The sequence below is a fragment of the Saccharicrinis aurantiacus genome, assembly GCF_001660705.2.
In the GTDB taxonomy this organism is placed as follows: domain Bacteria; phylum Bacteroidota; class Bacteroidia; order Bacteroidales; family Marinilabiliaceae; genus Saccharicrinis; species Saccharicrinis aurantiacus.
The window spans coordinates 1-15,345 of record NZ_LYBV02000053.1 but is presented as its reverse complement, the minus strand read 5'-3'; the positions used below and the strand labels follow the sequence as shown (position 1 = coordinate 15,345).

Here is a 15,345-nt window from a genome sequence, read left to right as displayed (position 1 = left end):
CCATAAACTCCCAAAACAAAAGCCTCCAGTTTATCGCTACCCCATATAGGCTCGCCTGCTAGTCGCTGCGGGCTTCGTGGCACAATAGTTTAAAATACATTCCTGCTATTCCACTGTACATGCCTCAAGTCGCTTCAAAACATTCCACTCCATGATAATTGTACTTTGCTATCGCAAGTACAATTACCACTACGTTTCACTTATTCTCAGCAGCTTTCAGCATCCCAAAACAAAAGCGTGTAAAAACACACTTTTTTAAATTTTGAGCAGCTCCATTAGCCTCCATTGTATTTCAAACTATTGCACCCCTCGTGTGGCTCGCATTAGTTGTCATGGTTTTTGTGTAGAAAGCCTATTGCAATAAGCAAGCTGTAAATTCCTAATAGCAAATAACTCCCAACCAACACCTATTCAAACAAAAACACACGCCAACTAATGCGGCAACATATGCCATTTCCCATTCACTACGTTCACTTCCAATCTGCCACCCTTGCTCCACTCGCAGTCGGCTCGACGCACAATTCCACCGCAACCCATTCCGCTGCGCTCCATTCATTGCGCTTCCATTCCTATCGCTAGCTGTAGGCACCTGGCCCTACCGGGCAGCTCTGCAAACAAACAGTTGTATTAAATCTAAATCCCCAATAGCTAACAACCAAGCAGTAAAACACTTCAGCCCTCAGTCTTCAGCCTTAAACCTAAATCAACCTACTAGCAACTAGCAACCAAAGCGTAGCGTCCTAAAAACTAACACCTAACAATTAAACTCAAATCCTCTCACAAAATTCTCCCAAGCCGATAAATAGTAAAGGTCAAGCCCTGCGGGTGCAGTTCCCATTTTATTGATGCCATCGGCAACTTTTTAAAAGCAAACTGTAAAACCCCTAATAGCCAACATCTAAGCACTAACCCCTGTTAGGGCATCAAAAAATAGCACCTCCAACCTTGACTTCATTTATCAACTTGTAAAAAGGGGTTGTTTAAGCCTTTAAGCTCAAAATTATATTTAGATAAAATCAACTTAACGTCCTACATACAACTGATTATTAATGAAATATTCATACTTTTATTGTTAATTATTTTTATAATTATAATTTCACAAAATACACCTAGGGTATTAAAAAGCAGATAGATACAATGACTCATAAGAAATGAACAACATCTCCAATATAAAATAAGTTACCTCATTCTATGATTCTTTAATTTATTAAACCATGACCAATAAACAAGATAATATAATATTTCAAATCCTGACAGAATGTAATGAACGTGGTTTTTATGCCCCACCCGGAAAAGATGAACCTATAGAAAAAAAATCGGCTGTTGAGTTTGCTGCAAAAGAAGGATATCTAAAAGAAGAGAATTCTCACAGGTATACTATAACAAAAAAGGGATTGCAAATTTTAGAACTTGGTTCTGTTTCAAAATATCTTGAATACCTTGCATCAAGTGAGGTTTCAAACATAAATACCACCACTAATTACATTGAAAGTGATAAAGCAGCTAGGTTAAAAGACTTTAAAGAAAAGTGGCCAGAAGAAGTCGTTCAAAATATGAAACTCGATATGTACTGTGGCTCTAAAGAATATCCCGAATACTTTTGTTATGATTTAGAAGTAGGTTATTCTGATTTAGGTGGCATTCGTGGGGGTAGTTCTTTTAAATTTGGTATATATAAAAGAAAAGGGCCTAAAGCAGTATCGAAGAAGTATAAGCACGATAAAGAATACTCATGGTTAGGGTATTTAAGTAACGGTAATTCTCCGCAGGAAGCCATGCTTACAGTAAGTATGCTAATAAAAGAGATTATTAATAAAGCTAAGTCAAATCAATTAGAAGAAATTGATAAGATTCGTATACATCAATTTGTTAAGTGGAAAATCGCTTTTATTTATGCTCCAGATAATGTATTGAGCATATACTCCAGAAACGCTCTTGTTTACTTGTCAAATAATAGGGGGGCTAATTTTGGTAATAAAACACCTATATCAAAAATGCACAGCTTCCTTATTCAAAAAATGCCGAAAGGTGCAAATATTATTGATTATGGTGAAGAGTTGTGGCATGAGTATTCAGATTCTAGTTCTTATGAGGGGAGTCCTCATGGAAGACGCAATAAAACACTGGCTTCAGATTCCTCAGAATCAGCTGGTGAACTTAAAGAGGAGAATAAAGAAGCAGAAGAAGCAGAGGAAGAGCTAAATTTTGCAGAACTCTTTCATGGGTTTAATTATTTTAGAAGTGATAAAATAGAACCTGTATTTAACGTTCCTGTTATTGCTAAGGAGTTTGCGAGGCTGTTAGAGAGTATGCAAAGAGAGGAAGGTCAAATGGTTGGTGTATTTGGGCAATGGGGCCGAGGTAAAACATATTTTATAAAATACTTGTGCAGCTTGTTTAATATTAATTATGATACGGGTAAAAAACTTGATAAGAAGAAAAAAGACAAACCATTTCATTTTGTAAAATTCCATGCTTGGAAGTATCAGGATACTGAGGCTGTATGGGCTTACCTTTATGAGTGTTTATCCAGTAAGTATTTAGGCAGTAATTATTTTGGTAGAATACTAAATACAATTTGGTTACAGTCAATTCGCCATATCCCTAATACATTTATAACTTTAGTATTTGCGTTATTCGTTATTATTCCATGTTTATATCTATTATATAAGTATGAAGTAGTTCCAAGTGAAGTGACTGAGATAATCCCCGAATTGTTGAGTGCGTTATTGGGAACATTTGGTTTAACATTAATGTATATCTACAATAAATATGGACTAAAAGCCACCACTATTATTAAACGTTATACTCAAGGAGTAAGTTTTAAAGAGACTCTCGGTTTACAAGCTGAAATACAAAATGAAATTGTGTTCTTGTTGAACGCCTGGTATTATAAATATGATAATTTCATATTAAGGCGATTCTTTAGTAAACCTCCAAGGGTATTGCTATTTGTTGATGACCTAGATCGTTGTGGGGTTGATAAGATGGTACACGTCATTGATGCTTTGCGAGTGATGCTTGAGGAGCAAACTATTATTAAACGAATGTTAATATTAGTTGCTGTTGATCAAGATAAACTAAAATTTGCAATTAAAAACAAGTATTTTGATAATCTAAACAACATTTTAAAAGATAATAAACTTGAAGATAAGTTAGTCCAACTTGAGAAGGAATATATGGATAAACTTTTCATTTCGGGCATTCAATTATCTACATTAAGTTCTAAAGAACGGATGGACTATTTTGGAGCATTAACAAAAGATAGGGTTGAGACAAAGGAGCTAGAATCTCAAAATGATTTTGTGAGTGAAGGCAAAGTGAAAAAGGGAATTGTAGATTTGGATTCCAATAGAGAAAAGAATACTAAGATGGAAGTTAGTGATAGTGGTAATACTCCCAATTTAATAGAAATAACGGATAAATCACTGAATAGTACTGAATCTCCTAATAAAGCAAACAATGAGTCCTTTGAGTTAAGTATATATGAAAAAGAGGTATTGGATAAGGCAATAAAGAGAATGAATTCTGCAACACCACGACAAATACGCATTTATTATTATCGTTATTTATTGGCAAAAAATATTTTAAGCAGACTAGATACAGAGCCATTAAAAGAAGAAGAAGTTGAATATTTAAGTCAAGCTTTAAATGGGCAAGCTAAATTAAAAGGTGAACCTTATAATGAGCGGACAGGTAAGGTAGTCCAGTTAGTCGTTACTTATTGAATATTTAAAGTGTAATCAAGTATAAAACCATCGCATACTATTTTAGCTTTGAGCGACTAATTTTAAGGTATACCCCATTAGCGGAAGTAGAATATATTTTATAGAGTAATACTAGGGCTTGTTATATTAACCTAACATGGGTTTAATTCTTTAGGTTTGCTACGTTCATACTGTTGTAAAGTGAATAGCGAAGCTGTTCTTTTTTAAATGATGGCTCTGGGCTTGCCCAGAGATAGTTCACTAGATTTACAAATGCAACTCATTAGCATAAGTAATAAATACTTCCTCACCTCTCAATAAAGCATCCCTAACCATTGCATAGATACGTAAATAAGCAATAGTGCTGCTACCAATAAAACCATTCTTAACCTGGTTATTGTTGGCTACGTTGCCCAAGAGCAAGCAGCCTGCCGTATCATCTGCATCATTACCAATGTGGATCAGGATATCAGAGAATAATGGTACATTCATTACTTGCAGCATTCCTTTATGAAATGCTGCTCCAAAACGTTTCAAGTATTTCCAATGATGCCCACCAAAACAACGTAATCGTATTGGATACCTGCCTGCAGTTATCCTTGTTTTGCCGTATTCTTTAATTGCTTTATACTCATCCTCCAAAGTATAACAAGCAAACAAACCATCAATAAACAAAAGCCCCAATGTACTCCCCTTAGAATCACTATATCTTAAAACCTTTAACTCCATAACACACCTTTTTATCAATCCACTTATGCCTTCAATCTTCAGCCTATTAACTCTTTACTAATCCCACGGTATTGCGTCATTGCACGCACAGCAAAGCAATCTCAAGGCAAGCCGTAAAGCATCCTAATACCTAAAGCCTAACACCTAAAGCGCAGCGTCCTAGCACCTACTTCTTCATCATCTTACTCACCAATGGTCCCACATTCTTCACGGCACGCTCACCAAATAAAAAGCCCAGAACCAAAAAATTAATTATCCAAAAAGCTGATTCCAATCGCTCATTAGCATTTAAACTCCAACGCCCGGCAAATACCATATAATCCATAAAAGCCACAAAGTAACCCCACACAGGTCGCTGTGCTCCACGTAAGAAAAGCACTACTTTTCCCATCCATCCCGATTGGCTTAAATCACTCGCAGTACCCTCCAAATCTTTTATTCGTTGATTAAACTCCTGCTCCGTTTCCAAGGATAGTTTCAAAGCTTCCATTTCCTGTTTGTGCTGCAGTTCCAAAAGCAACGCTTTCGCCTCTTGCTTTTCAGCACCCGTTGTCACAAACCTATCGACAAGGTCTCCAACGTCCTTCACCAATCCATCACCCAACAAAGCACTTATCCTCTCAAATAACTTCATAATCAAACCTTAAAAACTCTAAAATCATACCTAACACCTAAAGCCTAGCGTCCTAAGAGATAGAACAAAAAAGCCCCCGGACTGAGAATCCAAGGGCTACACCAAACACCATCAGTAGTCATTACCACTGAATCAACCTAAGCAAACAACCAAATCTTTAAGCCCCTCTCTTGAGATACCTTTTAACGATATATTTCAAAAAACACGATACGCCAAAGCTCACCACAGTTCCTAAAATGGTATACACAATAGTTTCCACCATGCCCCCAATCGAAACGCCATGCAACACACTCACAAAAGTGCCTCCTAAAAATCCCGCTTTCCCATTCCGTGAAATTGCCGTATCCTCCATCTCCCTATTCTAATATCCAATCCCTAATATCTAAGCTGTAAAACCCAACACTTAAAGCGAAGCATCCTAACGGCTAATAACTATACAGTATCAACGCCAACAATAGTAAGTGCTCTACTATCTTGACTATTGATGAGGTACAATTCGTCATTCACCTTTTGGTAATACTCGATACCTAAAACAATAAAAACAGGAAGCGTACTATCTGCAGAAATATTCGCTGATACAGATGAAGTTAAAGCATCCTTCGAAGTAATATCAATAGCATCAGACTGTGCCACATTTACTTCAAATTCTGCACTCTCAAAATCAACCACTGCCACACCAATGGTCATGCGAGCCACATCAGCACCTTCAATCTCTGCCAACTCCAATTTAGGGTTGGTAAAATCAGTACTTACAGTGGCAGCTCCAGTTGCTCTATCGAAGCTAACCGCAGAACTCACTTTCATGATATCCTCCAAACTCGTGTTCACATTAAACTCAAAGCCCAGTAACAAACCCAAATCACCTTTGGTTACTGTACGTTCCCCTCTAATGTTAGAGCTATCCGATTGAGCTACTTTTAACATCTGAGTAGTTAATCTGCTCGCTACTTTTTTATCTGAAGCTACCGCTAGCGGAGCTTTAAAAACATTACGCAGTAATTTACTGGCCTTACCAGCTCTGCCAAATTCAGCACCATTTTCACGAGTACGCACAAAAGCCGGGTCATTCTTAATACGATCCGCATCTACGCCTCCCTTAGTTCGTGCTAAGTATTGACCATCACTTTTGTAAAAAGACAAATCTCCAACACGCCCTTCCAACTTAATAATTCCTTTTTGCCTTGCCATAATTCCCTTTTTTAATGGATTAATAATAGCAATGTAAGCGTGGTTTTTCAGCCTTTCAAATCTCGATGTCCTATATGACCATTTATCGTATTTTTGGACCCAAAAGGCCTAGAATAAACCTTGTATTTAGTATATTAGAAAGTGTAATAAAGTATACTTTAAGTATGGATAAAGTATAGATATAGTAATAATGGCATTATGAAATTGACACGAGTGTGCATTTATCCCAAGGATGTACAACGCATCACTGGTAAAAGCGAAAAAGCAAGTAGGAGACTCTTGCAAAAGATTAAAGACAATATGGGTAAAGAGCAGCATCAGTTTATTACAACTGATGATTTTGCGAACTACACAGGTATCCAAAATAGCCTGGTGCAAGAATACCTAAACGATTAAGCATAATGCTATTTGGCTACTCTAAACTTCTATTTTCATCCCATACAATTTGTGTTAAATTGGTTTACTAAAGCAATGCTTTTTTGTATCTTTGTAAAAGTCAAAGGACTACTAATTAAGTTAATACAAATCAATTATTAGGTGAGTAATCAGTGAGTAGCTTACTTTTTAAATCAGTTAACTAGCTAATTATACGATTATTACAAAGCGATGATGTAATCCTAACGGGATCACTGTTAATTTAATAACAAACATCAAAAGCCTGTAAATCGTATGATTTACAGGCTTTTTTGTTTTTTATCAATTCAATATAATCCAATATATATTGAATTAATCGGGAGTTATTCGGGAGTGATAAAATATTCGTATTTTACTCCCGATTAGAATGAAATAATAACATTTACAAGGGGTTATGCGCCATTTGCATCTCTATTGTATGATGAGGTTTGATTGATATTGATATCATAAAGATGATAATTCTTTAGTGCCAACGTAGAATTTACATCAAAATCAAACATTTATTATCATGAAAGACAATCAAACATTTGCAATTAGATTTATTGCTAGATTAACAAAAAAAGATGCAGACTATAGTATCATCTCGTGTCGACTTACTGTAAACTCAAAAAGAATTGAATTTAGTGTATTAAAAAAGATACCCACAAATTCTTGGGATAAGAAGAAAGAAACAATTACGCACCATTACAAAGATTATAGGAAATCAAATTCGTACATCAATCATATCAGGTCGAATATAACTGAAAATTATCGACAGTTAACACTCGATAAAGAACCTATAACCCCTATTATTTTAAAGAATAAATTCTTTGGCATCTTAGACCAGGGCAACACACTAAAATCGCTTATTGAGTACCATTACAACACTCAATCATCACAATTAAGCTCAGGCACCTTAAAACATTACAAAACAACAGAAAAATATCTACTCGAATTTTTGGATAAAATAAGACAAGTAGACAATATTAGCCTAAAGAAGATCGACTACCGCTTCGTAAATGAATTCGAAGCCTTCCTACGCTCTTACGAAGTAATCTCCCTAACCAATAAGCTATCACATAATGTGGTAATGAAACATCTCATCAGATTAAGAAAGATGTTAAATTTAGCATTAAAGATGGAGTGGATAGAAAAAAATCCATTCTTAGCATATAAAGTTACTTATACAAAAACAGAGCGAGAATTTCTTTCCACTACAGAGCTTATAAAACTTAAAACATATTGTTTTACAAGCTCTTCACACGAACTTGTGAGAGACTTATTTGTATTCTCTTGCTATACAGGCATTGCCTATTCTGATTTAATAACACTTCGTCCGGAGAATTTAATCATAGGAATAGATGGTAATCAATGGATCAGTACAAAACGTAAGAAAACCAATGTAGCTATTCATATTCCTTTGCTCCCAGAGGCAAAAGAAATGCTTGCAAAATATGCAGATCATCCAAAAGCACAACGGTTTTGTAGGCTTTTCCCTACAATTACTAATCAGCGCATAAATCTTTACCTCAAACAAATTGCTGAAATATGTGGCATCAAAAAAAACTTAACCTTTCACCTAGCTAGGCATACCTTTGCAACAACCATAACCCTTGCCAATGGAGTACCCATAGAAACAGTTAGTAAATTACTCGGCCATACAAGCCTTAATACAACCCAGATATACGCCAAAGTACTTAATGATAAAATTGGAGCTGATATGTCTGCACTAAATGAAAAATTAGAACTAAACAGAGGCAATAAAGCTGATACGAACTCATGTATTAATACAAGCGTGTCATAAAACACTAACTCTCATTTTAATGTGGATCCCTTATTTATTATATTCAATATGAAATTCTAATAAATCTACATCTACATGTTAAATCTTATCAACCAAATGGAAGACCTAGCCAAAAAACAAGCTAGGTCTTCAAGCTGTGTGTTTTATTTATTGACACTTGGAGTTAACCACCATGACGAAATGCACGAAATCCAAATCTCAGCAAATAACGAACTATTTCAACTGGTTAGTTCTGGAGCAGAACCAAAGAAACTGAAAACACAGATACGGGCTCTTCAAAAAAGAACCATACGTATCTTAAACTATTTCTATAGAACTCATGAATTATGCCAATCAATGGCTACATGTAATAAATTAATCCATGAAGAGTATATTGAAATATTCGTTAACCTTTTGGGGTTTTTAGAACGACAATTTCCTAAATACTTCGACTATAAATCTGTTGTTCCAGGTATTTACTTCGACAAAAAGATGATAAATATTTCTAGACAATTAAACCTAGTAATTCAAAAATGTAAGCAGATATACGGTCTAGAACGAGCGCTGTACCATTTGCTTAAAGCAAATAAGAACAATTATAATTTCACCCAGCTCCACTATCTCGAACAACTAGTAACTAAAATTGCAAAGGTAATGCATTCAAAGAGTGATAACGATACTCTTACTTATAATATGGTTTCGTTATTTATTACCAATAATTTCAATTCTATATCAGCATACAATTATGTAATCTCCTATATTGAGGATAAAGCAAAATTTGATAATGAGCAACTTGACCCTAATAAATTATCATTATTCCAGAAAAACATCTCTCAATTAATAGAGAATAAGAAATATCGATATACCAATAAGCATAAGTCTTTAAAGAAAAATATACTTAATTGGCTTGAAAAGGAAATTCTTTTTTGTAATTATTCAATAACAGAAGAACCCAATAATATAATAGACCAACCATCATTTCAAAAAGTTGATACGAACCTATCAGTTCCTCAATTAGCATGTCTTTTACGGTAATTCATTGAGGCCAAAATTGTACAGGGTAAAACAAAAAAAGACACCCTTCAAATATTTTCACAAATACTCAATTCAACTTCAAGTTCACAAGTGTCAGGAAATAGTCTCTACAAGAAGTACTATAATATTGATAAAAATTCCGCAGAAGTCGTAAAAAATATGATATTAAATCTGTACAAATCGTTCAATGCAAACAAGCTGAAAAAATAAATAGCACCTATAAGTGATTGATAATCATGGGGTGGTTAGGGGGTGGTACCACCCCCTGCCACTGTTTTCGTATTGTTTTTCTACTTTCCTTTGTGTCAAATCAATATCAATCAAATATTATGGCACTAGAAGTATTAACAACAGACGATCTAAGAGAATTTAAAATTGAGCTTTTAGAAGACATCCAAAAGCTCCTAAAGCAAAATAACAACTCAGCCGAAAAACGATGGCTCAAATCCTATGAGGTACGAGAATTACTCAACATCTCTCCTGGCACTTTGCAGCATATGAGAGTAAGTGGTGCCCTGCCTTTTACCAAAATAGGTGGCACTATTTACTATGATAACGGTGAGATAAATGACCTATTACAGAAAAACAAACAATCATACTAAGGTATGAACTACATCAAGCATCAAACAACTGTTTTCGCCTTGATGGATGCAAATGCTAAGGTAAAACCATTGCACATTAGTCTTTATCTAGCCTTGTTTAGAATATGGAATCGTTGTCGATTTGTGAACCCCATAATAATTACACGTATGGAAATTATGAAAATGTCTAAGATTGGCTCCCCAAATACCTATTCAAAAGCACTTAAAGCGCTCGAATTATACGGTTTCATACGTTATCATCCATCCTTTGATCCTAATCAAGGAAGTAAAGTTGACATGTACACTTTTGATACAGGTACCTGTACACCACCTGTATCAAAAGTGATACCTTTTAATAAACATATAAACAATACACTCTCTATTAAAGAAGAAGAAAATTCTTTCTCAGAAGAAATAGTATCACAAGAAAATACCGATATGAAAAAACAACAATTCACTCCACCACCCATCGAATACATCAAAATCTATTTCCAACAAAAATCACAATCCGATTCCGAAGCCGAACGCTTCTTCAATCATTACGAAAGTAACGGCTGGTTAGTTGGTGGCAAATCACCCATGAAAGATTGGAAAGCATCCGCACGCAATTGGATACTCAATATTCAAAAGTTTACAACCAAGGCAAAGGAAGTATCACAACAGCGCTTCCAAAACCAAAATAAAGCCCCAAATAACACTCAAAAAGTCAAACTCCGACCTATATCACCACCGCCCTCATCCAACAACTACGATGAACCCCTTTGAAGGTACAGCTCGTGCACGTGTCCTCACGCTATTGCTATTATTAGCCGCAAATACCAAGATATTGCGTCATTGCGCGCAGCAGCAATCTCAAGGCGCCACGCCATGCATTAACAATTTATAATTAACCATTAATAATTATCAAATAACTGTAAGTCATCTTGATACTTGTGTCTTGATACCTGATACTAAACGAAGCTGTAAATCACTTCAGCCTTCAGCCTAAAAACTAAAACACCAAGCTGCAAATCCCATTTATAACTTATCATTTAACACTTATCACTAAAATGAAATTTTATACCATCCAAAACAACACCATCATCTACGACTTCCAAAAGTCCCTCGACTACATCACCAAGCAAGGCAAGCTCACTTACGGTTCGCACTTCCGCTTGTACGATGAAGACATGCACATCATCAAAAAACTATTCGTCTATTTCATTAACGATGCCAACGGATGTCAACAACATAAAATGGATCCTCGCAAGGGAATCCTCCTCATCGGTCCCGTAGGCTGTGGCAAAACCGCATTGATGAAACTCATGCAAACCATCCTTCAAACACACCAACGCTATGCCCTTAAGGCATGTCGCGATATAACCTTCGAATTCCAAAAAGACGGCTTCGAATCCATTCATAGATACAGCAAAAAAAGCTTCACCATAAAACAAGGCAGCAGAATACCCAAAACATTCTGTTTAGATGACCTGGGAGCCGAATCCAACATAAAACATTTTGGCACCGAGTGCAATGTATTGGCCGAAGTCTTACTTAGTCGTTACGACCTCTTTATCAATAATCGCCTCATCACACACGCCACCACCAACCTCAATGCCCAGGACATAGAAAAACTTTACGGCCAACGTGTCCGAAGCCGCATGCGCGAAATGATGAATGTAATCACCTTTCCAAAAGATGCACCGGATAAAAGAAAGTAATTTGTTTTCGCATCCAATACTCGTGCACGTGTCCTCACGTGTTCGCCCAAACGGCTAAGCTGCAAATACCGTTTATAACTTAACACTGATAACTTATCATTTACAAACCGCTGCAAATAATCTTGATACTTGTATCTTGATACCTGATACTAAACAAAACTGTAAATCACTTCAGTCTTCAGCCTCAAAACTAAATCCCCCACACTAAATCCCTCCCAAACAAAACCCATATTTTTTTCTATCTTACACATCCCAAAAATTAGCAAGCAATTTAGTAATTCTAAAGCCAAGGCAAACTAACTAGAAATGATATTCAACGAAGACTCAAGAGTAAAAATACCAACCATACTACATCTCATTCGTCTGGGATATACCTATTTATCTTTAAACGATCAATCATGGGACGCGTCAACCAATATATTTAAAGAAAGTGTCAAACGTTTAAACCCAACATTAAATGACTTCGACATTTCACGTACCTACGACGAAGTAGCACTGTGTTTAGAAAACGAAGACTTAGGGAAAGCCTTTTACGAGAAATTAATAGACCAATCGGGAACACGCCTCATCGACTTTGAGAATTTCAGCAACAATACCTTTAATGTAGTTACCGAGTTAACCTACAAAAAAGACGATGAAGAATTCCGTCCCGACATAATATTGCTAATTAACGGATTGCCCTTAGCCTTTATTGAAGTTAAAAAACCCAATAACCGCGATGGTGTGATAGCCGAGCACAATAGAATAGAGCGTCGTTTTAAAAATAAGAAGTTTCGTAAGTTCGTAAACATCACCCAACTCATGGTATTCTCCAATAATATGGAGTACGACGATAATTCGCCAGAACCCATCGAAGGTGCTTTTTATGCTACTACTTCATATGTAAAGCCACCCTTTAACTACTTCCGAGAAGAAGAAACCTTTAATTTAGAAACCTTACTTGGCACTGTTGATGACGCCACGGAAACATCGGTTTTAAAAGACAACAATCTCTTAAGTATTAAAAGCTCCAAAGAATTTGTTACCAATAAAAGCCCCAATACGCCAACAAATCGTATTTGCACCTCGCTCTTTCAAAAAGACCGATTGGCATTCTTGCTACAATTTGCCATTGCTTACGTCAAAGAACATGGTGGACTAGAAAAACACGTGATGCGATATCCGCAAATATTTGCAACCAAAGCCATCACTAAAAAGCTCGATGAGGGCATTAAAAAAGGAATCATCTGGCATACCCAAGGCAGTGGTAAAACAGCACTAGCCTTTTACAACGTAAAACACCTCACAGCATATTTTCACAAAAATAGTGTGGTGCCAAAATTTTATTTCATTGTCGATAGACTCGACCTACTCATACAGGCAAGTAAAGAATTTAGAGCACGTGGTTTGGTGGTACACGAAATAGATTCTCGCGATGCCTTTGCTCGTGATATCAAATCCACAGCCGTAATTCATAACAGTGCAGGTAAGGCTGAAATTACCGTGGTTAACATCCAAAAATTTCAAGACGATCCTAGTGTGATCAAAAACGGAGATTATCAAGTAAACGTACAACGTGTTTTCTTCCTGGATGAGGTACATCGTAGTTACAATCCCAAAGGAAGTTTCTTAGCAAACTTGGAGCAAGCCGATAGTAAGGCCATAAAGATTGGATTAACAGGCACACCCTTGTTAGGTAGCGAGTACAATTCCAAATCCTTATTTGGGAACTATATTCACAAATACTATTACAATGCATCCATAAAAGATGGCTATACCTTGCGTTTAATTCGCGAAGAAATAGAAACACAATACAAGCTTACGCTGCAGCAAACCCTCGAAGAAATTGAGATACTAAAAGGGAATGCCGATAAAACAGAAATATATGCCCATCATAAGTTTGTAGAGCCTATGCTCGATTATATTGTGATGGATTTTGAGAAAGCACGTATTGCCAATAACGACAACTCAATTGGTGGTATGGTAGTATGCGACTCGGCCAAACAGGCCAAGCAGATGTACGAAATATTCCAAAACAAATATGCGCAGCCCATTGACGATGCACTGCTTATGGCTGCCGACTCCAAAGTAAGTTATGGAGCACAAAAGAAACAAGATAGCAGCGTTAAAACAGCTGCAGTTATTCTGCACGACATCGGAACCAAGCAAGAGCGTAAAGACCTAGTCGAAGATTTCAAAAAAGGAAAAATAGATTTCCTCTTTGTATTTAACATGCTACTCACTGGATTCGATGCCAAACGCCTCAAAAAATTGTACATCGGTCGTGTTATTAAAGCGCATAACCTGCTTCAAACACTCACTAGAGTAAACCGTACCTATAAAACATTTCAGTACGGATATGTAGTCGATTTTGCCGATATACAAAAGGAGTTTGATAAAACCAATCGCGATTATTTCAACGAGTTACAATCCGAGTTGGGCGACGAAATGCAACACTACACCAATCTCTTTAAATCAGATGAAGAGATCAAAACGGAAATTGCTGAAATAAAAGATCTACTATTTCAATTCGATACTGAAAATGGCGAGGTGTTTACCCAACAAATCAGTCAAATAAACGACAGGGCCACCATGTTACAAATTACCAAGGCACTAAATAACGCCAAGGCCTTGTATAACTTAATACGTCTTTCGGGTAATTACGAATTGCTACAGAAACTCGACTTTAAAAAGTTAACCGTTCTATCACGTGATGCCAATAACCGTTTGGCCATCATTAATACCAAAGAACGTCTCGAAAATAGTGTCGATACAAGTAACCTACTAAACATAGCCTTAGAAGACGTTATTTTTGCCTTTACCAAAGTAAAGGAGGAAGAAATGATTCTGGCCGATCAACTCAAAGATACGCTGCAAAAAACACGTGAAGCCCTGGGCGGTAATTTCGACCCAAAAGACCCTGAGTTTATCTCGCTAAAAGAGGAATTAGAACGTCTTTTTAAGAAGAAAAACTTAAACGAAGTCTCAAAAGAAGAGATGGAAGCCAATATTGCCGAACTCGAAAAAATATACAACCAGGCACGTGAATTAGAGCGAAAAAACCTCTTACTTCGCGCCAAATATAACAACGACGAAAAATACGCACGTTTGCACAAAAGGTTAATGGAAAAAGATCCCTTAACAGATAGTGAATCTAAACTTTTCGAAGTGCTGCAAGGCCTTAAAAAAGAAGTTGATGCACAAATAGAACAAAAATCAAAAGTACTGGAGAATGAAAACTATGTGGAGAAAATGATACTCCGCCTAGTGATTCAACAATTTAAAACCAAACACCATCTCGCCATTGATGCTGCCAAAAGCAAAGCCATTAATGCAATGGTGGTAAAAGAATATATGAACGAGTTTTACGGACGCACAGCTTAAGATTTAATTACAAATTATCAATTGCTAATTACGAATTAATCATTCCTAATTAGCAATTGATAATTGTACATTGATCATTCGTAATTGATAATTGTACATTGATCATTCGTAATTGATAACTCGTAATTGAACATTGATAATTAAATAAATGCACAGCAATATAGAGATTTTTAAAGCCAGCAATAGTCAAACCGAAATACAAGTTTAGTTTGATGGCGACACTGTTTGGCTT

At 36.2% G+C, this 15,345-nt stretch carries 11 protein-coding genes; 8 read left to right on the top strand and 3 right to left on the bottom strand.

From position 1 onward, the window contains the following. Positions 1-1,214 precede the first annotated feature (1,214 nt). Positions 1,215-3,728, top strand: coding sequence for a P-loop NTPase fold protein (locus tag A8B35_RS22490; RefSeq protein WP_075604094.1), 2,514 nt, complete (start codon positions 1,215-1,217; stop codon positions 3,726-3,728). Positions 3,729-3,974: 246 nt separating this feature from the next. On the opposite strand, the gene A8B35_RS22485 is transcribed toward A8B35_RS22490, so the two are convergent. The 3 genes from A8B35_RS22485 to A8B35_RS22475 form a co-directional block, all read right to left on the bottom strand. After that, complete coding sequence (locus A8B35_RS22485; protein ID WP_075604093.1) at positions 3,975-4,436, bottom strand: DUF5675 family protein; 462 nt, start codon at positions 4,434-4,436, stop codon at positions 3,975-3,977. 166 nt (positions 4,437-4,602) lie between these two features. Beyond that, positions 4,603-5,025: a hypothetical protein gene (locus A8B35_RS22480; protein WP_139314995.1), complete on the bottom strand. Its 423-nt coding sequence runs from the start codon at positions 5,023-5,025 to the stop codon at positions 4,603-4,605. A gap of 477 nt (positions 5,026-5,502) precedes the next feature. Continuing rightward, positions 5,503-6,258 (bottom strand): hypothetical protein, encoded by a 756-nt coding sequence (locus A8B35_RS22475; protein ID WP_075604091.1) that lies wholly within the window; start codon positions 6,256-6,258, stop codon positions 5,503-5,505. A gap of 198 nt (positions 6,259-6,456) precedes the next feature. Here A8B35_RS22475 and A8B35_RS22470 point away from each other — a divergent pair, with 198 nt between their 5' ends. The 7 genes from A8B35_RS22470 (at position 6,457) to A8B35_RS22440 (ending at position 15,113) form a co-directional block, all read left to right on the top strand. After that, positions 6,457-6,654, top strand: a complete 198-nt coding sequence (locus A8B35_RS22470) for a hypothetical protein (protein WP_075604090.1) — start codon at positions 6,457-6,459, stop codon at positions 6,652-6,654. Between the two features lie 526 nt (positions 6,655-7,180). Next, positions 7,181-8,455 (top strand): site-specific integrase, encoded by a 1,275-nt coding sequence (locus tag A8B35_RS22465; protein ID WP_075604089.1) that lies wholly within the window; start codon positions 7,181-7,183, stop codon positions 8,453-8,455. A gap of 75 nt (positions 8,456-8,530) precedes the next feature. Beyond that, a complete protein-coding gene (locus A8B35_RS22460; protein WP_075604088.1) occupies positions 8,531-9,469 on the top strand; it encodes a hypothetical protein in 939 nt (312 codons plus the stop codon). Positions 9,470-9,798: 329 nt separating this feature from the next. Further along, on the top strand, positions 9,799-10,071 hold the full coding sequence (locus A8B35_RS22455) for a helix-turn-helix domain-containing protein (protein ID WP_075604087.1): 273 nt from the start codon (positions 9,799-9,801) through the stop codon (positions 10,069-10,071). Positions 10,072-10,074: 3 nt separating this feature from the next. Then, complete coding sequence (locus A8B35_RS22450) at positions 10,075-10,815, top strand: transcriptional regulator (protein WP_139314994.1); 741 nt, start codon at positions 10,075-10,077, stop codon at positions 10,813-10,815. A gap of 284 nt (positions 10,816-11,099) precedes the next feature. Next, the gene (locus tag A8B35_RS22445; protein ID WP_075604085.1) at positions 11,100-11,750 is read left to right on the top strand and encodes an AAA family ATPase; all 651 of its coding nucleotides are present in this window, start codon (positions 11,100-11,102) and stop codon (positions 11,748-11,750) included. Positions 11,751-12,056: 306 nt separating this feature from the next. After that, entirely contained in the window at positions 12,057-15,113 is a 3,057-nt protein-coding gene (locus A8B35_RS22440) for a type I restriction endonuclease subunit R (protein ID WP_075604084.1), read from the top strand. Positions 15,114-15,345: the final 232 nt, after the last annotated feature.

Excerpts from the sequence above, each read along its gene's own strand:
- A8B35_RS22490 (WP_075604094.1), top strand. The coding sequence starts at position 1,215 with ATGACCAATAAACAAGATAATATAATATTTCAAATCCTGACAGAATGT.
- A8B35_RS22485 (WP_075604093.1), bottom strand. The coding sequence starts at position 4,436 with ATGGAGTTAAAGGTTTTAAGATATAGTGATTCTAAGGGGAGTACATTG.
- A8B35_RS22475 (WP_075604091.1), bottom strand. The coding sequence starts at position 6,258 with ATGGCAAGGCAAAAAGGAATTATTAAGTTGGAAGGGCGTGTTGGAGAT.
- A8B35_RS22470 (WP_075604090.1), top strand. The coding sequence starts at position 6,457 with ATGAAATTGACACGAGTGTGCATTTATCCCAAGGATGTACAACGCATC.
- A8B35_RS22465 (WP_075604089.1), top strand. The coding sequence starts at position 7,181 with ATGAAAGACAATCAAACATTTGCAATTAGATTTATTGCTAGATTAACA.
- A8B35_RS22460 (WP_075604088.1), top strand. The coding sequence starts at position 8,531 with ATGTTAAATCTTATCAACCAAATGGAAGACCTAGCCAAAAAACAAGCT.
- A8B35_RS22455 (WP_075604087.1), top strand. The coding sequence starts at position 9,799 with ATGGCACTAGAAGTATTAACAACAGACGATCTAAGAGAATTTAAAATT.
- A8B35_RS22450 (WP_139314994.1), top strand. The coding sequence starts at position 10,075 with ATGAACTACATCAAGCATCAAACAACTGTTTTCGCCTTGATGGATGCA.
- A8B35_RS22445 (WP_075604085.1), top strand. The coding sequence starts at position 11,100 with ATGAAATTTTATACCATCCAAAACAACACCATCATCTACGACTTCCAA.
- A8B35_RS22440 (WP_075604084.1), top strand. The coding sequence starts at position 12,057 with ATGATATTCAACGAAGACTCAAGAGTAAAAATACCAACCATACTACAT.